This window comes from Azospirillum brasilense (genome assembly GCF_005222205.1).
Lineage (GTDB): Bacteria > Pseudomonadota > Alphaproteobacteria > Azospirillales > Azospirillaceae > Azospirillum > Azospirillum brasilense_G.
Genome location: NZ_CP032345.1, coordinates 1,942,953 through 1,961,539, shown reverse-complemented (window position 1 = coordinate 1,961,539; position 18,587 = coordinate 1,942,953). Strand labels below are relative to the sequence as shown.

18 protein-coding genes are annotated in these 18,587 nt (G+C 70.1%); 13 read left to right on the top strand and 5 right to left on the bottom strand.

The features are described 5' to 3' along the window. Positions 1-3 precede the first annotated feature (3 nt). From D3869_RS09480 to D3869_RS09435, 10 genes are all read left to right on the top strand, one after another. Positions 4-630: a chemotaxis protein gene (locus D3869_RS09480; RefSeq protein ID WP_137139841.1), complete on the top strand. Its 627-nt coding sequence runs from the start codon at positions 4-6 to the stop codon at positions 628-630. A gap of 3 nt (positions 631-633) precedes the next feature. Continuing rightward, complete coding sequence (locus D3869_RS09475) at positions 634-1,698, top strand: protein-glutamate methylesterase/protein-glutamine glutaminase (protein ID WP_137139840.1); 1,065 nt, start codon at positions 634-636, stop codon at positions 1,696-1,698. Between the two features lie 11 nt (positions 1,699-1,709). After that, on the top strand, positions 1,710-2,876 hold the full coding sequence (locus D3869_RS09470; RefSeq protein WP_137139839.1) for a methyl-accepting chemotaxis protein: 1,167 nt from the start codon (positions 1,710-1,712) through the stop codon (positions 2,874-2,876). Between the two features lie 112 nt (positions 2,877-2,988). Next, on the top strand, positions 2,989-3,294 hold the full coding sequence (locus tag D3869_RS09465; RefSeq protein ID WP_014241675.1) for an STAS domain-containing protein: 306 nt from the start codon (positions 2,989-2,991) through the stop codon (positions 3,292-3,294). 5 nt (positions 3,295-3,299) lie between these two features. Beyond that, a complete protein-coding gene (locus tag D3869_RS09460; protein ID WP_137139838.1) occupies positions 3,300-4,028 on the top strand; it encodes an ATP-binding protein in 729 nt (242 codons plus the stop codon). Continuing rightward, complete coding sequence (locus D3869_RS09455; protein ID WP_137139837.1) at positions 4,028-5,203, top strand: response regulator; 1,176 nt, start codon at positions 4,028-4,030, stop codon at positions 5,201-5,203. The genes D3869_RS09460 and D3869_RS09455 overlap by 1 nt, the downstream gene beginning before the upstream one ends. Further along, the gene (locus D3869_RS09450; RefSeq protein ID WP_137139836.1) at positions 5,200-6,396 is read left to right on the top strand and encodes a PP2C family protein-serine/threonine phosphatase; all 1,197 of its coding nucleotides are present in this window, start codon (positions 5,200-5,202) and stop codon (positions 6,394-6,396) included. The genes D3869_RS09455 and D3869_RS09450 overlap by 4 nt, the downstream gene beginning before the upstream one ends. Before the next feature lie 24 nt (positions 6,397-6,420). Next, positions 6,421-6,876, top strand: a complete 456-nt coding sequence (locus tag D3869_RS09445; protein ID WP_137139835.1) for a putative toxin-antitoxin system toxin component, PIN family — start codon at positions 6,421-6,423, stop codon at positions 6,874-6,876. A gap of 114 nt (positions 6,877-6,990) precedes the next feature. Further along, positions 6,991-7,422 (top strand): hypothetical protein, encoded by a 432-nt coding sequence (locus tag D3869_RS09440; protein WP_137139834.1) that lies wholly within the window; start codon positions 6,991-6,993, stop codon positions 7,420-7,422. 255 nt (positions 7,423-7,677) lie between these two features. Then, positions 7,678-8,253 (top strand): DedA family protein, encoded by a 576-nt coding sequence (locus D3869_RS09435; RefSeq protein WP_035675919.1) that lies wholly within the window; start codon positions 7,678-7,680, stop codon positions 8,251-8,253. A gap of 93 nt (positions 8,254-8,346) precedes the next feature. Here the strand turns inward: D3869_RS09435 and D3869_RS09430 are convergent, their stop codons facing one another. The 3 genes from D3869_RS09430 to D3869_RS09420 are packed head-to-tail and all read right to left on the bottom strand — an operon-like array spanning position 8,347 to position 10,628. After that, positions 8,347-9,504, bottom strand: coding sequence for a PP2C family protein-serine/threonine phosphatase (locus D3869_RS09430; protein ID WP_137139833.1), 1,158 nt, complete (start codon positions 9,502-9,504; stop codon positions 8,347-8,349). Positions 9,505-9,523: 19 nt separating this feature from the next. Beyond that, the gene (locus D3869_RS09425; RefSeq protein ID WP_137139832.1) at positions 9,524-10,315 is read right to left on the bottom strand and encodes an ATP-binding protein; all 792 of its coding nucleotides are present in this window, start codon (positions 10,313-10,315) and stop codon (positions 9,524-9,526) included. A 7-nt stretch (positions 10,316-10,322) separates the two neighbouring features. Then, positions 10,323-10,628 carry an STAS domain-containing protein gene (locus D3869_RS09420; RefSeq protein ID WP_137139831.1) on the bottom strand — a complete coding sequence of 102 codons (306 nt, stop codon included), beginning with the start codon at positions 10,626-10,628 and terminating at the stop codon, positions 10,323-10,325. Positions 10,629-10,864: 236 nt separating this feature from the next. On the opposite strand from D3869_RS09420, the gene D3869_RS09415 reads away from it, so the two are divergent. The 3 genes from D3869_RS09415 (at position 10,865) to D3869_RS09405 (ending at position 17,606) form a co-directional block, all read left to right on the top strand. Next, the gene (locus D3869_RS09415) at positions 10,865-13,198 is read left to right on the top strand and encodes a PAS-domain containing protein (RefSeq protein ID WP_137139830.1); all 2,334 of its coding nucleotides are present in this window, start codon (positions 10,865-10,867) and stop codon (positions 13,196-13,198) included. Positions 13,199-13,208: 10 nt separating this feature from the next. Continuing rightward, the gene (locus tag D3869_RS09410; RefSeq protein WP_137139829.1) at positions 13,209-16,181 is read left to right on the top strand and encodes a hybrid sensor histidine kinase/response regulator; all 2,973 of its coding nucleotides are present in this window, start codon (positions 13,209-13,211) and stop codon (positions 16,179-16,181) included. 84 nt (positions 16,182-16,265) lie between these two features. Continuing rightward, a complete protein-coding gene (locus D3869_RS09405; protein WP_137139828.1) occupies positions 16,266-17,606 on the top strand; it encodes a DUF1329 domain-containing protein in 1,341 nt (446 codons plus the stop codon). 22 nt (positions 17,607-17,628) lie between these two features. On the opposite strand, the gene D3869_RS09400 is transcribed toward D3869_RS09405, so the two are convergent. Both D3869_RS09400 and D3869_RS09395 read right to left on the bottom strand, forming a co-directional pair. Further along, a complete protein-coding gene (locus D3869_RS09400) occupies positions 17,629-17,853 on the bottom strand; it encodes a hypothetical protein (RefSeq protein ID WP_137139827.1) in 225 nt (74 codons plus the stop codon). Further along, positions 17,850-18,320, bottom strand: a complete 471-nt coding sequence (locus D3869_RS09395; protein ID WP_247895606.1) for a Fur family transcriptional regulator — start codon at positions 18,318-18,320, stop codon at positions 17,850-17,852. Before D3869_RS09395 ends, D3869_RS09400 begins: the two co-directional genes overlap by 4 nt. Between the last annotated feature and the right edge of the window lie 267 nt (positions 18,321-18,587).

Here is an 18,587-nt window from a genome sequence, read left to right as displayed (position 1 = left end):
CGCATGACCGCATTCGCAAGCCGCCGCGCGGCGGAGGCCCGGCAGACCGGCGGCTACTTCCACCCGCAGTTCCGCGCCCACACGATGAAGGTCTTCCTGGGCCATCATCTGGTCAGCGACCGCTCCGACGTGATGATGGTGACGACGCTGGGCTCCTGCGTGGCCGCCTGCGTCCACGACCCGGCGACGGCGATCGGCGGCATGAACCATTTCCTGCTGCCCGAGGTCCCGGAGTCCGAGGACGCCGGCACCGGGGCGGCGGCGCGCTACGGCTCGGTCGCCATGGAGCGGCTGATCAACGACCTGCTGGCCCGCGGCGCCCAGCGCGGGCGGCTGGAGGTGAAGCTGTTCGGCGGCGCCCGCGTCATCGATTCCAGCTTCGACGTCGGCCAGCGCAACGCCGCCTTCGCGCTCGACTATGTCCGGCGGGAGGGGCTGAAGCTGATGGGCCAGGATCTCGGCGGCGCCTCGGCCCGGCGCATCCACTACTTCCCCCACACCGGCAAGGCGATGCGCAAGATGCTGCGGCCGGAAGCCCTGTCGGAGACGGCGAACCAGGAACTGAATTTCCGCTCCAGCCTGCGGCACCAGCCGATCGAGGGCGATGTGGAACTGTTCGGGGAGGACTGAGCCATGACACGCTCCATCCGCGTCGTGATCGTGGACGACAGCAGCCTGATGCGGGAGATGCTGAAGGCCATCATCTCCGAGGAGCCCGGCATCGAGGTGGTGGGGGTCGCCCGCGACCCCTACGAGGCGCGGGACGTCATCAAGCGGACCAACCCGGACGTCGTCACGCTGGACGTCGAGATGCCGCGGATGGACGGGCTGTCCTTCCTGGAAAAGATCATGACGCTGCGCCCGACGCCGGTCGTCATGGTCTCCTCCCTGACCCAGGAGGGGTCGGAGGCGACGATCCGCGCGCTGGAGATCGGCGCGGTGGACTGCGTGGCCAAGCCCGACGGCTCGGAGGGGCACGGCTTCGAGGCGATGGCCCACGAGTTGGTCGGCAAGATCCGCATCGCCGCCACCGCCCGCCTGTCGATGCGGCGGCCCAAGCCCGCGGCCTCGCCCCTTGAGACGCCGCGCCGCGCCGGGTCGGGCACCCGCTTCATCGCCATCGGCGCCTCCACCGGCGGGGTGGAGCGCATCCGCGACGTGCTGTCCGTCATGCCCGCCGACTGCCCGCCCATCGTCATCACCCAGCATATGGGTCCCAGCTACGTCCCCAGCTTCGCCGCCCGGCTCGACCGCATCTCCCCGCCGTCGGTGGAGGTCGCCACCCAGGGCGCCCGGCTGGTCCAGGGCAAGGTCTACATCGCCCCCGGGGACCGGCATCTGGTGATCATCCGCGACGCCCAGGGCTATTCCTGCCACATCCAGGACGGGCCGGCGGTCAGCGGCCACCGCCCGTCGGTGGACGTGATGTTCTCCTCCGTCGCCAAGGCGGCGGGGGCGAACGCGGTGGGGGTGATCCTGTCCGGCATGGGCCGCGACGGGGCGTCGGGCATGCTGGCGATGCGCGACGCGGGGGCCTATACCATCGGCGAACAGGAATCGAGCTGCGTCGTCTACGGCATGCCGCGCGCCGCCCGGGAAGCCGGGGCGGTCGCCGTCGAACTGCCGCTGGCGCAGATACCGGCCGAGATGCTGCGCGCGTTCGACGCCATCGGCGAACACCGCACGCGCGCGAACTGAGGAGCAGCACCATGTCTTTCTACGGCCGCGCGCCCCGCCTGGAAGCCGGACCGGAACCGGAGAAGCCGGACCTTCCCGACGATGGCGCTCCCGTGCACAGCCTGCCCGAGATCGGCGGGAAGATCCCGGTGACCGGCGAGCTTCTGGCGACCTGGATGGGCTACGCCGACATCCAGCGCCGCACGCTGGAGGCGGTGCAGAACGAGCTGACCCGCACCTCGTCCACGGTCGAGGACGCCACGCTGGACCTTTCCCACCGCTTCCGCGAGCTGGCCGAGAAGGCCATGCAGCAGTCGGAGCGGGTGGAGCAGATCGTCGGCATGGCCGGCTCCGTCTCCATCGACGGGGAGCGGGTGCCGATGGACCAGCTCGTCACCGGCATGCAGCAGATGATCGCGGACATGATCTCCAACATCGTCCTGCTGTCGCGCCACGCCATGAGCATGGTCTATCTGCTCGACGACGTGCAGAAGGACGTGGCGGAGCTGGAGAAGTCGATCGGCGACATCGACGCCATCAACCGCCAGACCAACTTCCTGGCGCTGAACGCCACCATCGAGGCGAGCCGCGCCGGCGAGGCCGGCCGCACCTTCGCGGTGGTCGCCCAGGAGGTGCGCCACCTCTCCCGCAACACCGGGGCGCTGGCCGACCGCATGCGCTCCAAGGTCACCGCGGTGGTCAAGGGCGTGCGCAACGGCCACGACATCCTGCGCCAGATCGCCGACACCGACATGTCCCCCCAGATGCTCGCCAAGGAGCGGGTGGACAAGACCATGGACAGCCTGGTCGACCAGACCAACCACTTCCAGGCGGTGCTGGAGACGGCGGCGACCGTGTCGTCGGACATGTCCGCCACCATCAGCCGCATGGTCACCGGGATGCAGTTCCAGGACCTGACCAAGCAGCGGCTGGAGGCCATCAACGACAGCCTCGCCATCATGGCGGAGGGGCTGAACGAGCTGGAAAACCGCACCCGCGTCGAAATGCCCGCTTCCTTGGGGCCGCAGGTTCCGCAGGAATGGCTCGACGAGCTGCTGGGCCGCTTCAAGCTGAGCGAGATGCGCCAGCGCTTCGTGCGCCGTCTGCTGCTGGAAGGGACGGCGTTGGACGAGCATGGCGTCCTTGACGTCGATGCCGGCCAGGACGACAGTTCCGGCGGCGACATCGAACTTTTCTGAAACCGAGGGATTCTCTGGAATCCCCGGCCTGTCTTGCTCCATTCTGGCGTGGTCCGCAAAGGCCACCCGCACCCATGCCCCTTCAGGAACACCCTTCAGGAACACCGGACCGATGGACTACGGAATTGAGGACAAGGAGCAGGAGACCCTGGTTCGGTTGCGCGGTCGCCTGACCTTCAACGACCACGCCAAGCTGCGCGCCCTGATCCGGGAGATGCTGCAGAACAAGGCCAAGCGTCAGGTGCTCGACCTCTCTACACTGGAGTTCGTCGATTCGGCGGGGATCGGCATGCTTCTGATCGCGCGGGAGGAAATGGCGAACGCGGACAAGCAGCTCGTCCTGCGCTCCGCCGCCGGTCAGGTCAAGCGCGTGCTGACGGTGGCCCAGCTCAACAAGATCGTCACGATCGAGGACTGACCCCCTTGGTCCCCTCCCCCACCCGCGTCGCCGCCCTGCAAGGCCTGGGCGTGCCGGCCGACCGGCTGGACCGGTTGTCGGCGGCGCTTCGGCTTCCGCCCCGGCGGCCCGGCTCCCCGGCGGGGGAGGAATTCGGCGCCTCCGTTCTGCTCCTGGTGGGCGATGCCGCCGCCGTGGAAGCGCCGGAGTTCTGGCAGCGGCCCTATGGCGCCTGGATCGAGGTCGCCGGCCTGTCCGACGCCCAGGTCGTCGAGGCCGCGCGCCGCGCCGCCCGCGCCGACCTGTTCGCCTGCGTGACGACGGTGACCGCCAACCGCCTGCATCTGGCCGGGCGCGTCCTGAACGGGCTGGCCGCCCTGCACCCCATGCCGGAAGCCCAGCGCGACGACATGGAGCTGGCGCTGCACGAAGCCATCAGCAACGCGGTGGTCCACGGCAACCTCCAGGTCGAAGGCATGAAGGGGCTGAGCGTCGAGGCGCTGGAGCGCTTCTCCCACGACCTGGCCGCGCGCATGGCCGACCCCGCCTTCGCCGAGCGCCGGATCGAGGTCACCGCCTGGCTGGAAAGCGCTTGCGCGGTGGTGGAGGTCGCCGACGAGGGAACCGGCTTCGCCCGGCCGGAGCGCATCGACTACGGCGCCTCGGGCCGCGGCCTGGACCTGATCGCCGCCATCGTCGAGGAACTTCAGCTTCTCGACGGCGGGCGCCGCATCCGCATGAGGTTCCCTCTCTGATGGACGACGCCATCGCCGCCTGCCGCATCCTGGTGGTGGATGATACCGACTTCAACCGCACACTGATCGGCGCCCTGCTTGGCGAAGCCGGGTTCCAGAACGTCGCCTACGCCAAGGACGGCTTCGACGCGCTGGAGCAGATCGCCGCCGAGGCGCCGGACCTGCTGATCCTCGACATCATGATGCCGGGGATGGACGGGTTCGAGGTGTGCCGCCGCCTGCGCGCCGACCACGCCTACGCCGACCTGCCGGTGCTGGTGCAGACCGCCCTGTCGTCGAGCGACGACCGCAACCGCGCCTTCGCCGCCGGCACCACCGACCTGATCTCCAAGCCGCTGGACCGGACGGAGCTGGTCGCCCGCGTGCGCATCCACCTGCAGAACCGGGTGCTGATCCGCGACCTGCAGACCTACCGGGCGCGGGTCGAGGGGGAGCTGGCGATGGCCCGCTCCATGTACGACCATCTCCTGCCCTCCCCGGCGCTGTGCGCCGCGCTTTCGGACAGCGCGGGGGTGACGCTGCGGTCGCACACGGCGCTGTCCTCCGATCTGGGCGGCGACCTCTGGGGGGTTCTGCCGCTGGCCGGCGGGCGGTTCGGGCTGTTCCTGCTGGACATGGCCGGGCGCGGCGTCTCGGCGGCGCTGAACGCCTTCCGCATGCACACGCTGATCCACGAGTTGGCGCCCCAGCTCGGCGAACGGCCCGGCGCCTTCCTGACCGAGCTGAACGAGCGGGCCGTCTGCCTGCTGGAGCTGGGTCAGCACGCCACGGTGATCTACGGCGTCGTCGATGGTGCTGCGGAACGCTTCACCTACGCGGCGGCCGCCGCCGCCCCGCCGGTCCTGGTGCCGCCCGGCGGCGCCTCGTTGATCTTCGGCGAGGGGTCCGACCAGCCGGCGGGGATCGCCGCCGGCACCCGCTACGAGGAACGCGACCTGCCCTTCCCGCCGGATTCCGCGCTGGTCCTGCACTCGACCGCCGTGCTGGACACGCTGGGCGGGCGCAATGGCGGTTTCGCCGCCCTGCTGCGAAGCGCCGCCGTCCGGAACTCCATGAACAACGGCGAGGATGGCGACGCCTTCGCGGCGGTGACCTCGGCGCTCGCCGCGGCCCAGGGCGACGTGCCGCTCGACGACCACACGCTGGTCTGGATCGGGCGCGGGGGTGCACGATGAACAATCTGCCGGAGGTTCCGGGGCTGGAGGCGGCCCGCGTCCTGGTGGTGGACGACAACCGCGTGAACCGCCACCTGCTCCAGGCCCTGCTGGAACGCGGCGGCGTCACCCGCATCGAGATGGCCGAGGACGGCAACGACGCGCTGGCCCGGCTGGACACCTTCCGGCCCGACCTGATCCTGCTCGACCTGATGATGCCGAACCTGGACGGCTTCGAAATGTGCCGGCGCCTGCGCGCGATCCCGGCCTGGAAGGATCTGCCGGTCCTCGTCCAGTCCAGCCTGAACCGGGCGGAGGACCGCGCCAAGGCCTTCGCCGCCGGGGCCACCGATTACGTGACCAAGCCGATCAACGCGGTCGAGCTGCTGGCCCGCGTGCGCATCCATCTGCAGAACCGCGCGCTGCTCCACGACCTTCAGCGTTTCCGCGAGCGGACGGAGAGCGAGCTGTCGCTCGCCCGCAAGATGCAGGAACGGCTGATGCCCTCGCCGGAGCGGCTGGCCGAGGTGGAGGCCGCGGCGGCGGTCGACATCGCCGCCCATTTCGCCCCCTCGTCGGAGCTGGGCGGCGATTTCTGGGACCTGCGGCACGACGACGCCGAACCGGACCAGGGGCAGGGACAGGGCCGGATCATGCTCTACATGGTCGATTTCTCCGGCCATGGCGTGGGGGCGGCGCTGAACACCTTCCGCCTGCACGCGATCTGCCAGCAGATGGACATGTCCGGCCTGACCCCGGCCGAGTTCCTGTCCACCGTCAACCGGCGGCTGTGCGCGCTGCTTCCCAACGGGCAGTTCGCCACCATGCTGGCCGGGGTGGTCGAGCCGGCGGAGAACCGCTTCGTGTACGCGTCCGCCGGATCGACGCGCCCGATGGTCTGGGCGCCGGGCGATGCCGAACCGCGGCTGGGCGACAGCGCCGGCCTGCCGCTCGGCCTGCTCGCCGCGGCGGAGTATGAGGAACGCTCCCTCCCCCTGCCCCCCGGCGGGCGCCTGTTCCTCTATTCGGACGGCGCCATCGAGATCCCGGTCGGCGACGATGTCCTGGACGAGCCGGGCCTCGCCGCCCTGGTCGCGGAGCGGATCGACGAGACGGACGGCCGCCGCTTCCTGGACGGGTTGCTGGAGCGCCTGCGCGCCGTCGGTCCCATCGACGACGACCTGACCGCGCTGCTGCTGACCCGCAAGGGCTGACCGGCCCATGGGACCGACGGGCGCATGACCGCCAATCTCCACCGTGCCGCTGGGCCGATCCGGGCCGTTCTGGACACCAACATCCTCGTCGGCTACGCCCTGCTGGGCGCCGAGGTTCCCCGCCGCAGCCTGGCCATCCAGCGCAGCGTGGAGGCGGTGCGGGCGCGAGGAGCCGCCTTCGTGTCCGACGCCACCCTGGCGGAGCTGCGCGAGGTGCTGATGCGCCCGGATTTCGAGCGCTATCGCTCCGCGGACGAGCGCGCCGCCTTCCTGGCCACTTTCGCCGCGGAGGCCCAAAGGGTCGAGCCCGCCCCGGTGGAGCGGCTGTGCCGCGACCCCGACGACGACATGTTCCTGGCCGTGGCGCTGGCCGCCGACGCCGACTGGCTGGTGACGGTGGACCGGCAGCTTCTCTCGGTGCGCCAAGTGGGCCGCACCCGCATCCTGCGCCCCGAACGGTTCCTGGACGCGATCGGCTGACTCCGCGTTTCAGGGGACCGCCCCAAAAGTTTCCGCTCGACTTCCGGCCTTCGTTCTCTAGAATGAAAAGAGAACACTTCGCAAACTAGCGGTGAACGGATCGCGGGTGACCGGATGAGCACGCAACCTCTCCTGTTCGACAGCCTGCCCGAGACGGAGCGGGCGCGCAAACCGGCGCGCCGGTCCCGCGCCAGCACCGTGGCGGCGCCGGTGGCCGTCGACGTGGTGCGGGAGGACGTTCCGTCACCGTCGGCTCCGGCCCCCATGACCCTCGCCCTCGTTCCGCCGCCGCCCGTCCCGATGGCCCCGCGCGCCGACTTCGACCCGGCGGCCCTGACCAACGCGGAGTTGCGGGCGCTGGCCCAGGCGCTGCCCGACCACAAGCTGGCCCATCTGCTGATCGAAGCCGCGCGCGAACTGAAGCGCCGCGCCGCTCCGGGCGCCTGGGAGGAGGACGAGGGAGAGGACGGCCCGTCCGAACCGAATCCCCTGCTGCTGCGCGCCGCCCGGCAGACGGTCGGCGAATTGTCGGGTGAGGACGGCTGACCAAGTCACGAACACTGGCCGATTCACAGAATACGTGTCCGGAAACAAAATAATCCCGCCGCAATAGATCGTTTCGTACCCCAACTTTGTGCGGGTTCCTCCCCCCGATTCGGGAATGATTGCGCGACAAGACACGCACGTATGTGCAATGATGTGTCCGTAGCCTGACCATCGGCCGCGCCTGCGTTTCCCTGGCGCGCCGCCGGCGGTCCGAGCCGAAAAGGAACGACCCGCGGGGAGGGTGATTTGGACTGGATGACCTGGCTCCAGGATTGGGGCGATGCCTTCTATCCCCTGGCCTTCATATGGGCCTTCTTCGAAGGCGAGACCTTCGTCATTTTCGGCGGGATGGGCGCGCATCTGGGGATCATCAACCTTTACTGGCTGGTGGCCGCCGTCTGGATCGGCAGCTTCATGGGCGACCAGTGCTATTTCTGGATCGGCCGCAAATGGGGCGGCAAGGCGCTGGCCCGCTTCCCGGCGGCGGAGGCCCGCGCGTCCCGCGTGCTGTACTGGCTGGAAACCTACGGCGTCGGCTTCATCCTGGCCTTCCGCTTCCTTTATGGGGTGCGCAACATCGCCTCGGTCGCCGTCGGCACGTCCCGCATGCCATGGCGCAAGTTCCTGTTCTGGAACTTCATTGCCGCCGGCATCTGGGCCTGGAGCTTCGCCGGGGCCGGCTACCTGTTCGGCGAGGCCGCCGCCGCCATCGGCGAGAACGGCCCGAAGATCCTTCTGCTCATCGCGCTGGGCATCGGCGTCACCATCTTCGCGGTGAAGAGCGTGATGTGGGTCCGCCGCCGCTACGCCGCCTCCGAGACGCAGGCGTAACGGCGCCCCTCCCCCGAGAATCAGGCAAAAGGGCCGCCGCGGACGACCGCGGCGGCCCTTCTCATTTCCAGACTGTGGTTCCCGGACCTGCCCTCACGCCCGGCGGGCGATCCACACGGCGGTCAGGTCGTCGCGCAGCGGCAGGCTGGTGCGGGCGTAAAAGCGCTCCAGCAGCGGCCCCAGCGGGCGGGCGCGGTTGGCGGCGATGGCGCCGCGCAGCAGGCCGGGCACCCCGTCCTGGCCGATCGGTTCGTTGTCCGGGCCGCTGCACTCGATCAGCGCGTCGCTGTAGAGGAACAGGCAACTCCCGCGCGGCAAACGCAGGCTGCGGTCGGCGTAGACGGCGCGGCGCGACGCGCCCAGCACCAGCCCCGCCGAATCGAGCAGCCGAAGCTCCCCCGCGATCCCCACCACCGGATTGGGCGCCCCGGCCGAGGCGTAGGTCAGCGTGTCGGTGTGCAGGTCGAGGATGCCGAAGAAGGCGGTGGCGAACTGCCCGACCGGCAGCACCTCCTTCAGCGCCCGGTTGAGACCGGCCAGCCATTCCGACGGCGGCATATGCTGCATGGGAAAGCGGTCGATCAGCGTGTGCAGGCGGAAGGTGTTGATGGCGGCGGTGATGCCGTGGCCGGCGAAATCGACCATCAGGAAGGCGACGCGGTGGCTGTCCAGCGGGTAGACGTTCCAGAAATCGCCGCCCAGCTCCGACGAGGTTTCGAAATGGGCGTCCAGCACCAGCTCGTACCGCTCGGCGACGGCCTCCAGTTCCTTCGGCTCGGGCAGGAGGGACAGCTGCATCGCCTTGGCGTGCTTCAGTTCCCGCTCCACCCGCGCGCGGAAGTTGGCGAGGTCGGTGAACAGCTTGCGCTTTTCGAGCTGGTGGCGGACGCGGGCGACGCACTCGCCGGGCTTGATCGGCTTGGAGATGAAGTCGCTGCCGCCGGCCTCGAAGCAGCGGACCTGCTCCTCGTCGCTGTCCAGCGCGGTCTGGAACAGGATCGGCAATTCTTCGTGGGTCAGCCGCTCGCGCAGGCGCCGGCACATCTCCAGCCCGTCCATCACCGGCATGCTGACGTCGAGCAGGACGAGGTCGGGGCGGAAGCTCTCCACCTTGCGCAGCCCCTCCACCCCGTTCTCGGCGACCTCGATCTGGGTCAGCCCGGCGCGGCGGATCATCAGGGCCAGCGACTTCCTGTTGAACTCGTTGTCGTCGACGATCAGGACCCGGCTGGCGGCGAGGGAAATGGGCATGCGTGGACCCGTCCGTCCGTCACAGGTCGAACTGCAGCAGGGTGCAGCGCCCGCCGTCGGTCACGTGGATGCGCCGGGCCAGCGCCCGCATGAACACGAAGCCGCGGCCGGACTGGGCGCCGCTGTCGGTGTCCTGCGGCAGGGCCGCGGCGTCGAACCCGTTGCCCTGGTCGACCACCGCGATGGACAGGCTGTCGGCGGTCCAGCGCGCGAAAATGTCGATCCGCCGCTGCCGCACGGCGCCGTCGCCCAGCCGCTCGCGCAGCAGCCGGCTGAACAGGCGGTAGCCCTCCGGCTGCTCCTTGGTCGCGCTGGGAATGCCCAGATTGCCGTGGACGATGGCGTTGGCGATGGCCTCGTGCAGGCACAGCTCGATGTTGCCCCGCCGCTCCGGCGTCAGCACGCCGCGCCGGGTCAGCTCGTCGCAGACCAGAACCGCGCATTGCAGGCCGTAGGCCGTGCCGGTGGTCAGCGACAGGTAGAATCCCCGCTCCACCGGCGGGGCGCCCAGCCAGTCGGCGTCGATGGCGCCGGTGCCGTCCTCCCGCTCGGTCAGTTCCACCGTCAGGAAGCGGTTGAGCCCGAAGGCGCCGCGCAGGATGTCCCGGTCGGCCTGGGCCAGCAGAACCGCGGCGGCCACCCGGTGATCGACGGCGTCCCCGGCGCCTGCGGCGGCGTCGCTCAAGCCGAAGCGCGCCGAGACCCGCGCGGCGATCTCCGCCGGCACGCGGTCCCGCATCACGCTGAAGGGGCGCACGGCACCGGCCGGACCGGGCGGAAGGCTGGCGGAGGAGGCGGGGGAAGCGTCCATCGCCCGTTCACCGCTCGATGGTGACGACTTCGCCGATCCGCGCCAGATCGATGGAGCGCAGCACGTCGCCCTGAAGCTTGCGCAGCACCAGCTTGATGTTGCGCTGCTCCGACTCGTCCTGAAGGATCAGCAGCATCCCGATGCCCGCCGAGTCGATGAAGGTCAGCCCGTCCATGTCCAGGACGAAGCGGCGCGCGCCCTCCCCGTTCAGCAGGTCCACGATGTCGGGAAGGCTGTCATGGTCGGTGAATTCCAACCGGCCGCTCAACAGCACCTCGATGGTTTCGGAGGAACGGCGCACCTGGAAATTCATGACATCCTCTTGTGTTGCACCGCGCAAGCGGCTCCCGCGAACAGTAGTGCAAGGCCGACACCCCCTCAAGCAGCAAGCAACCATTGCGGCGATTTTTTCGATCCACAGGAGAAATTTCACGCAATTCACGCCATAGACGAAGCGTGTCCGTTGATAGTACAACCGCATGACCGGGAAAGGCGGCGCCGTGCCGCCGGTCCGCCCGGCTTGCGGCCCCGGTTGCGGGAATACCCTTCATGACGGTGATCGAGCAGGCGTGGAAGACGGTGCCGACGGTCTCGGCGAAATTCCTGCTGATCCTGATTCCCATCCTGATCCTGACCACGCTCGGCTTCTCCTCGATCTTTTTCTACGGCAAGTACAAGGATCTGCGCGGCGCCCTGCGCGACCGGATCGAGGCGGTGGCGGAGATCAACGCCGTCGCCCTGTCCTCCAGCCTGTGGGCCGTAGACGTGCCGGCCATCCGCAACATCATCCAGGCGATTTCCGTCAACCGTGAGCTTCAGTGCATCGAGGTGGCCGACGAGCTGGCCGACAGTCGTTTCGCGTGGCCGGAGGACGACTGCCGTCCCGTCGCCGGGCGCGAGACGGTGCGCCGTCCGATCCAGGTGCAGAACCGCCGGCTCGGCACGCTGACCCTCCATTTCAGCTACGCCCCTGTGGACGAGCAGATCCGCCAGGAGATGGTCAACACGCTGTGGCTCCTGCTGCTGATGCTGGTCGGCACCCTGGTCACCGCGCTGACCGCCCACCGGCTGACCATCGGCGTGCCGCTGCGCCGGCTGATCGCGTCGATCCGCACCGCCGAGCAGGAGCATCTGCGCCAGCGCGTGCAGTGGTCGTCGGCCGACGAGCTGGGGCGGGTGATCGCCGCCTACAACGGCATGCTGACCCGGCTGGACGAGGAGGAGGCCGCCCTGCGCCAGAGCGAGGAGCGGCTGGGGCTGGCCATCGCCGCCACCCGCTCCTCCGTCTGGGATTACGACCTGCGGACCGGCCAGTACTGGTGGTCGAAGGAGTTTCCGGCCCTGCTCGGCTACGGTCCGGCGGAACTGGCGATGACCGCGCAGACCTGGGAGTCGCTGATCCACCCGGAGGAGCGGCGGCGCGTCGTCGCGGCGTCCCGCAGCCGCGTGCGCGACACCGACAGCGCCTACACCGCCGTCTACCGCATGCGCCGCCGGGACGGCGGCTGGAGCTGGATCGAGGACCGGGCGACCGCCCTGCGCGACGCCGAGGGAACGGCGGTCCGTCTGACCGGCACCATGTCCGACGTGACCGAGCGCATGCAGGCCGAACGGGATCTGGCGCGCGAGCGGAACGTCCTTCAGATCACGCTCGACAACACCGACCAGGGCATCATCATGGTGGACCGCAACCTGCGGGTCGTCATGTCCAACCGCCGCGCCGCGGAGCTTCTCGACGTGCCGGCGGCCTTCCTGGCCCGCAACCCGCTGTTTCCCGAGATCATCCGGCTCCAGCGCGCCCAGGGCGCGTTCGAGGATTTCAGCATCGACCCCGACCTGGAGCTGGACGAAACCGCCGTGGTTCCCGACCAGCCCTTCGCCTTCAAGCGGCGGCGGCCCGACGGCACGATCATCGAGGTGCGGTCCAACCCCCTGCCGGAAGGCGGCTTCGTCCGCACCTTCACCGACGTGACGGTGGAGGCGCGCTCCGCCGAGGAGGTGTTCCACGCCATGGAGGCGCTGGAGACCGCCTACGCCGACCTCAAGGAAACCCAGGACAGCCTCGTCCAGGCGGAGAAGATGGCCTCGCTCGCCCTGCTGGTGGCCGGCGTCGCGCACGAGATCAACACGCCCGTCGGCATCGCCTACAGCTGCTCCACCCATCTGGCCTCGAAGACGCAGACGCTGACCGAGGCTTTCGCGAAGGGGGCGCTGAAGAAGTCCGACCTGACCGCCTATGTGGCGGCGGCGGGCGAAGCCTCGCGCCTGATCGAGCAGAACCTGACCCGCGCGGCCGAGCTGATCCAGAGCTTCAAGCGCGTCGCCGTCGACCAGACCAGCCAGGAGCGCCGCCGCTTCGACCTGCGCTCCTACCTGGACGAGATCATCACCTCGCTGGGGCCGCGCCTGCGCAAGAGCCCGCACCGGATGACCGTCGCCTGCCCGGACGGCATCGCCATGGACGGCTATCCCGGCGCGCTCAGCCAGGTCATCACCAATCTGGTCATCAACGCGCTGACCCACGCCTTTCCCGACGGCCGGGAGGGGGTGATGGCGCTGACCGTGGAGGAGCTGCCGGACGGCGAGCTGGACATCCGCTTCGCCGACGACGGGGTCGGCATCGCCCCGGACAATCTGCCCAAGGTGTTCGAGCCCTTCTTCACCACCAAGCGCGGCACCGGGGGCAGCGGGCTCGGCCTCCACATCGTCTTCAATCTGGTGACGCAATCGCTGGGCGGCCGGATCTCCGTGGAGAGCCCGGCCCCGAGCCGTTCGGCACCCGACACCCCCACGGGCGGAGGCACCGCCTTCCTCCTGCGGATTCCCGTGACGGCGCCGCGCACGGCCGCCGCCGGGAAAGACCCGGCAACCGACGCAGCATGACGGACGCAGCATGACCGACGAACTGATCATGCCCGACACCGACGACGAAATCCTGTTCGCCGACGAGGAGGGCGAGGAGGGGGAGGAGACTCCGCCCTGGCCCGTCCTGGTGGTGGACGACGAGGACGACGTCCATTCCATGACCGCCCTCCTGCTGGACGACGTGGAGTTCCAGGGCCGCCGGCTGGAGCTGATCGGCTGCCGCTCCGCCGCCGAGGCGCGCGCCGTCCTGGGCGCCCGGCGCGACATCGCGGTGATCCTGCTGGACGTGGTGATGGAGGAGGACGACGCCGGGCTGACGCTGGTCCGCTGGATCCGCGGCCCGCTGGGCAACCTCGATGTGCGCATCATCCTGCGCACCGGCCAGCCGGGCCAGGCGCCGCAGCGCGACGTGATCGTCGGCTGCGACATCAACGACTACAAGTCGAAGGCCGACCTGTCGGCGGAGGGCCTGTTCACCGCGGTGATCGCGGCGCTGCGCGCCTACGACTACATCCGCTCCATCGAGACCAAGGTGGCCGAGCGCACGCACGAGCTGCGGCAGAGCCGCGAACAGATGCGCGCCATCCTGGAATCGAGCCCGGTCGGCGTCTGCGCCTACACCCACGACGGCGTCCTCGTGATGTGCAACGACCGGCTGGTCCATCTGCTGGGCGTGCCGAAGGAGCGGCTGGTCGGCGTCTCCATCGCCGACCTGTTCATCGAGCCGGACAACACCGAGGCGCACGAGACGCACTGGACCTTCTTCCGCCGCTCGCTGCGCGACGCCGAGGTGCGGGTGCGGCGGGCCGACGGCTCCGTCTTCTGGGCGCTGGTGTCGGTGGACACCACGCTGCTCGACGGCCGCCCGGTCCATCTCGCCTGGGTCTACGACATCACCCGGCGCAAACTGGCCGAGCACCAGATGGAACGCGCCAAGGAGCAGGCGGAACAGACGACCGCCGCCAAATCCGCCTTCCTCGCCACCATGAGCCACGAGATCCGCACGCCCATGAACGGTGTGCTGGGCATGCTGGAGTTGCTGGAGCGCACGCCGCTGGACGGCGGGCAGCGCGACACCGTGGCGACGATGCGGGAATCGGCGGCCTCGCTCCTGCGGATCATCGACGACATTCTCGACTTCTCGAAGATCGAGGCCGGCAAGATGGACCTGGAGCAGGTGCCGGTCTCCATCCCCGCCCTCGTCGAAGGGGTGGCCGAGACGCTGGCCCCGGCGGCGCGGGCCAAGGGGCTGGCTCTGCTGACTCATGTGGACCCGGCGATCCCACCGGCGCTGACCGGCGATCCGGGGCGGCTGCGCCAGATCCTGTTCAACCTGTGCGGGAATGCCATCAAGTTCACCGAGCGCGGGCGGATCGTCGTGCGGGCCACCCTGGCCGCCAGGATCGACGGCAACGGCCAGGACGGCGCCCGGCTGCGCATCGAGGTGGCCGACACCGGCATCGGCATTTCCGACACCACGCGCCGTCAGCTCTTCCAGCCCTTCACCCAGGCGGAAAGCTCGACCGCCCGGCGATTCGGCGGCACCGGGCTGGGCCTGTCGATCAGCCGGCGGCTGGTCGCGCTGATGGGCGGGGCGATCGGGGTGGACAGCGCGCCGGGGGCGGGCTCGACCTTCTGGGTCGAGCTGACGCTGGGCGCCGCGGCCGACCCCGCCCCGACCGAAGCCTCCTCGGCGATGACCCCCTCGGGGCCGGTGGAGCCGGACCTTTCCGGCCTGACCGTCCTGGTCGGCCTGCCGGACACGGAGGAGCGCCGGATCGTCGCCGACTATCTGGAAGCCGCCGGGGCGCGCGTGTTGGCCGCCGGGGAAGCGGACGCGCTGGCCGAACAGGCCCGGACGGCCCAATCGGAACGCGGCGCCTTGAACGTCGTGGTGGTGGACGAGGCGCTGCACACCCCCGCCGCCGCCCAGGCGCCGCAGCTGCTGGGCCGCCGCGTCGGGGAAGCGCAGGTGCCGACGGTGCTGCTCCAGGATCCCACGGCGCTCGGCGGCCGTCTCGCCGATGGGGCGGTCCCGGTGAGCCGCCCGGTCCGCCGCATGCCTCTGGTGCGCGCCGTCGCGGTGGCCGCTGGTCGCGCCCCGACGGACGCCGCCCCCGGCGAAAGCCCGCTGCCCGCCGCGCCCTGCGCCCCGGCCCCGCTCAGTCCGGAGCGCGTCATCGCGGAGGCGGAGGCCCTGGGGCGGCTGATCCTGGTGGCGGAGGACAACGCGATCAACCGCAAGGTCCTGCAGATGCAGCTCGCCGCGCTCGGCCACACGGCCGAGCTGACCACCGGCGGGGCGGAGGCCTTGGCCGCGCTGGGACGGCGGCGCCACGCCCTGCTGCTGACCGACATCCAGATGCCGGAGGTGGACGGGTTCGAGCTGACCCGGCGCATCCGCGCGGCGGAGCGCGCCACCGGCGCCCATCTGCCGATCATCGCCCTGACCGCCAACGCCGCCCCGGCGGACATCGAGAGCTACCGCGCGGCCGGCATGGACGAGGCGCTGAGCAAGCCGCTGGATCTCGCGAAGCTCGACGCCGCGCTGACCCGCTTCCTGCCGCCCGCGGCGGCGGCCCCAGAAGCAGCCCCAGCGGCAGCCCCAGCGGTGGCGCCAGCGGCGCCCCCGGCAGCGCCGGAGAGTCCGCCGATCGGCCTGCCTCCGATCAACCTCGATGTGCTGGGCCGGCTCTGCGGCGACGACCGGGCGCTGATGGACGAGCTGTTGAGCGACTTCGTCGGCATCGGCCGCCACATCGCGGACGAGGTCGCCGCCGCCGTGGCCGCGCGCAACGGAACGGCGATCCGCGCCGGTGCCCACAATCTCAAGGGCTGCTCGCGCAACGCCGGGGCGACGCCGCTCGGCGACGCCGCGCAGGCGCTGGAGCAGGCGGTGATGCAGGACGCCCCCTGGGAGCGGGTGACCGCGCTGGCCACGGCGCTGGAACAGGCGATGCGGGAGGTCGAACGCGTCATCGCCGCGGCACCCGACCCCTGAACGCCCGCGAAACACCCTTTGTCCGTTCGAACCGGCGCGCGATTGGGGTATCGTCCCCGCGACCCGCCACGCCGCGAGACGCGCATGAACCGCCGCCAGTTCTCCAGCCTGCTGCTTTCCCTGCCGGTGATCCCCTACGCCACCCCGATCGCCGCGCAGGAGAAGGTTCCCGCCCTGGGGGAGGAGCTGACCCCCTTCGGCGCGGTGCGCGGCGCCAGCCGGACGCGGGCCATTCCGGCCTGGAAGGGCGGGCTGACCCAGGTTCCCGGCGGCTGGAAGCCGGGCACCCCCTTGCCCGACCCCTACGACGAGGACGGGCGCTGGTTCACCGTGGGACCGGCGGATCTGGACCGCTACAAGGTCCGCCTGTCCGCCGGTCTCCAGGCGATGCTGACCAAGTACCCGTCCTTCGAGATCCCCGTCTTCCCCAGCCACCGCAGCGCCGCCGCCCCCCAGCGCGTCTACGACGAAACAATCGCGAACGCCGGGCGCGCCAGGCTGGGCGAGAACGGCCTGGCGCTGAGCGGGGCGCGGGTGGGCGTGCCCTTCCCCATCCCGGCCAACGGCGTGCAGGCGATGTGGAACCACATCCTGCGCTGGCGCGGCAATTCCTTCAGCCGCACCGGCGCCACCGTCCTGCCGGAATCCGGCGGCATTTACACCGCGGCGGTCTACCGCGAGGACTGGCAGTCCAGCTACGCCGCCGGGATCGACGGCGGGCGCCCCTTCCATTACCGCCGCACCACCCTGATGCCCAAGGCGGAGGCCGGGACCACCCTGCTGCTGCACGGCACGCTGAACCCGATCCAGGCCGGCTTCGCCGCCTGGTTCCGCCAGGGGGAGACCGGCAAGCCCGTCCGCGCGCCCGACTTCGTCTACGACACGCCGGACCCGGCCAGCGGCGGCATCCGAACCGCCGACATGCTGGACATGTTCAGCGGGCCGCTCGACCGCTTCGACTTCGCGCTGGTGACGCGGCGGGAGATGTATGTGCCCTACAACGCCAGCCGGATGAACACGCCCGGCCTGGCGCCGGTGGACTTCCTGTGGCTGGGCCATCCCAACCCGCAGTTCCTGCGCTACGAGATGCACCGGGTCTGGATCGTCGAGGCACGGGCGAAACCCAACTTCCGCCACGCCCTGCCGGAGCGCACCTACTATCTGGACGAGGACTCCTGGCAGATCGTCATGGCCGACCATTACGACGCCAAGGGCGATCTGGTCCGCTACGCGGAGGCGCACGGGATCGCCTATCCCCAGGTGCCCGTCTTCGCCCCGGCCTTGGAGATCACCTACGACCTGACGGGCGACCGCTATGTGGTGAGCGGCCTCGACAACCAGCTCGCCCCGCCGGACTTCGCCAAGCCTTTGCGGCCCGAGGACTTCGCCACCGACACGCTGGAGCGCAAGCGGCGGCCCTGGTGAGAAGACGCGGCGAGGCCGGCGGTCAGTGGCGGACCGGGCCGGCCACCCACTGGCTGACGATGGTCTCCGCCTGGAAGGGCGGGGTTTCCGGATGGTGGTAGCGGAAGACGGTCACCGCCGCCTCCAGCGCGTAGCGCTCCGGCTGGCCGCAGTCGCACAGGCCGGCGTAGCAGCGCTGGACCGCGTCGCGGCAATTCAGGCTCACCGTCGGGTAGGGGGCGATCGTCAGCCAGCGCATGCTCTTCATCGACGCTCCCCGCCATCCCCAGAGTTGCCGTCCAGCGCGTCGCCGCCGTCGACGGAAACGCCGTCGAGCGGAACGCCGTAGATTTCCAGCCGGTGACCGACGATGCGGTAGCCCAGCTCCCGCGCGATGCGCTCCTTCAGCGCCTCCAGCTCCGGGCTGGCGAACTCGATGATCCGCCCGCTGCGCGTGTCGATCAGGTGGTGGTGGTGGTCGGTGGACGCTTCTTCATAGCGGGCACGCCCGTCGCCCAGGTCCACCTTCTCGATCACCTGCGCGTCTTCGAGAAGGCGCATGGTGCGGTAGACCGTGGCGATGGAGATCCGCGGGTCGATCAGCACGGCGCGGCGGTGGACCTCCTCCACGTCGGGGTGGTCCTCCGACTCCGACAGGACCTGGGAGATGACCCGGCGCTGGCCGGTCATTTTCAGCCCCTTCTCCAGGCACAAGGATTCGAGACGCGACGTCATTGCCCCACCGCCTTTGCCATCCGTTCCGGCGCCGTCTCCCGCGATCCGGGTCGCCATGCTGCAGCGCCCATCATAATACTGAAATTCATTCGCAATCCTATACCCCGTTTTTTTGTCCGGGAATTCACGCGGCAAAATGCCTCACCCGCCGGAACATCACACCCACGCCGCCCCACCGTCCCCCGGAATTGCCGCCCGTCCCAGGGACATTTCCGGTCCGGAACACGGCCAAGGCCCTTGTTTGCTTGCCAAAAGCCGCCCCACCCC

Bases quoted from the DNA above. Each gene is read 5' to 3' on its own strand.
- D3869_RS09450 (WP_137139836.1), top strand. From the start codon at position 5,200: ATGAACAATCTGCCGGAGGTTCCGGGGCTGGAGGCGGCCCGCGTCCTG.
- D3869_RS09455 (WP_137139837.1), top strand. From the start codon at position 4,028: ATGGACGACGCCATCGCCGCCTGCCGCATCCTGGTGGTGGATGATACC.
- D3869_RS09410 (WP_137139829.1), top strand. From the start codon at position 13,209: ATGACCGACGAACTGATCATGCCCGACACCGACGACGAAATCCTGTTC.
- D3869_RS09415 (WP_137139830.1), top strand. From the start codon at position 10,865: ATGACGGTGATCGAGCAGGCGTGGAAGACGGTGCCGACGGTCTCGGCG.
- D3869_RS09395 (WP_247895606.1), bottom strand. From the start codon at position 18,320: ATGACGTCGCGTCTCGAATCCTTGTGCCTGGAGAAGGGGCTGAAAATG.
- D3869_RS09475 (WP_137139840.1), top strand. From the start codon at position 634: ATGACACGCTCCATCCGCGTCGTGATCGTGGACGACAGCAGCCTGATG.
- D3869_RS09435 (WP_035675919.1), top strand. From the start codon at position 7,678: ATGACCTGGCTCCAGGATTGGGGCGATGCCTTCTATCCCCTGGCCTTC.
- D3869_RS09405 (WP_137139828.1), top strand. From the start codon at position 16,266: ATGAACCGCCGCCAGTTCTCCAGCCTGCTGCTTTCCCTGCCGGTGATC.
- D3869_RS09440 (WP_137139834.1), top strand. From the start codon at position 6,991: ATGAGCACGCAACCTCTCCTGTTCGACAGCCTGCCCGAGACGGAGCGG.
- D3869_RS09400 (WP_137139827.1), bottom strand. From the start codon at position 17,853: ATGAAGAGCATGCGCTGGCTGACGATCGCCCCCTACCCGACGGTGAGC.
- D3869_RS09465 (WP_014241675.1), top strand. From the start codon at position 2,989: ATGGACTACGGAATTGAGGACAAGGAGCAGGAGACCCTGGTTCGGTTG.
- D3869_RS09480 (WP_137139841.1), top strand. From the start codon at position 4: ATGACCGCATTCGCAAGCCGCCGCGCGGCGGAGGCCCGGCAGACCGGC.
- D3869_RS09420 (WP_137139831.1), bottom strand. From the start codon at position 10,628: ATGAATTTCCAGGTGCGCCGTTCCTCCGAAACCATCGAGGTGCTGTTG.
- D3869_RS09430 (WP_137139833.1), bottom strand. From the start codon at position 9,504: ATGCCCATTTCCCTCGCCGCCAGCCGGGTCCTGATCGTCGACGACAAC.
- D3869_RS09445 (WP_137139835.1), top strand. From the start codon at position 6,421: ATGACCGCCAATCTCCACCGTGCCGCTGGGCCGATCCGGGCCGTTCTG.
- D3869_RS09470 (WP_137139839.1), top strand. From the start codon at position 1,710: ATGTCTTTCTACGGCCGCGCGCCCCGCCTGGAAGCCGGACCGGAACCG.
- D3869_RS09425 (WP_137139832.1), bottom strand. From the start codon at position 10,315: ATGGACGCTTCCCCCGCCTCCTCCGCCAGCCTTCCGCCCGGTCCGGCC.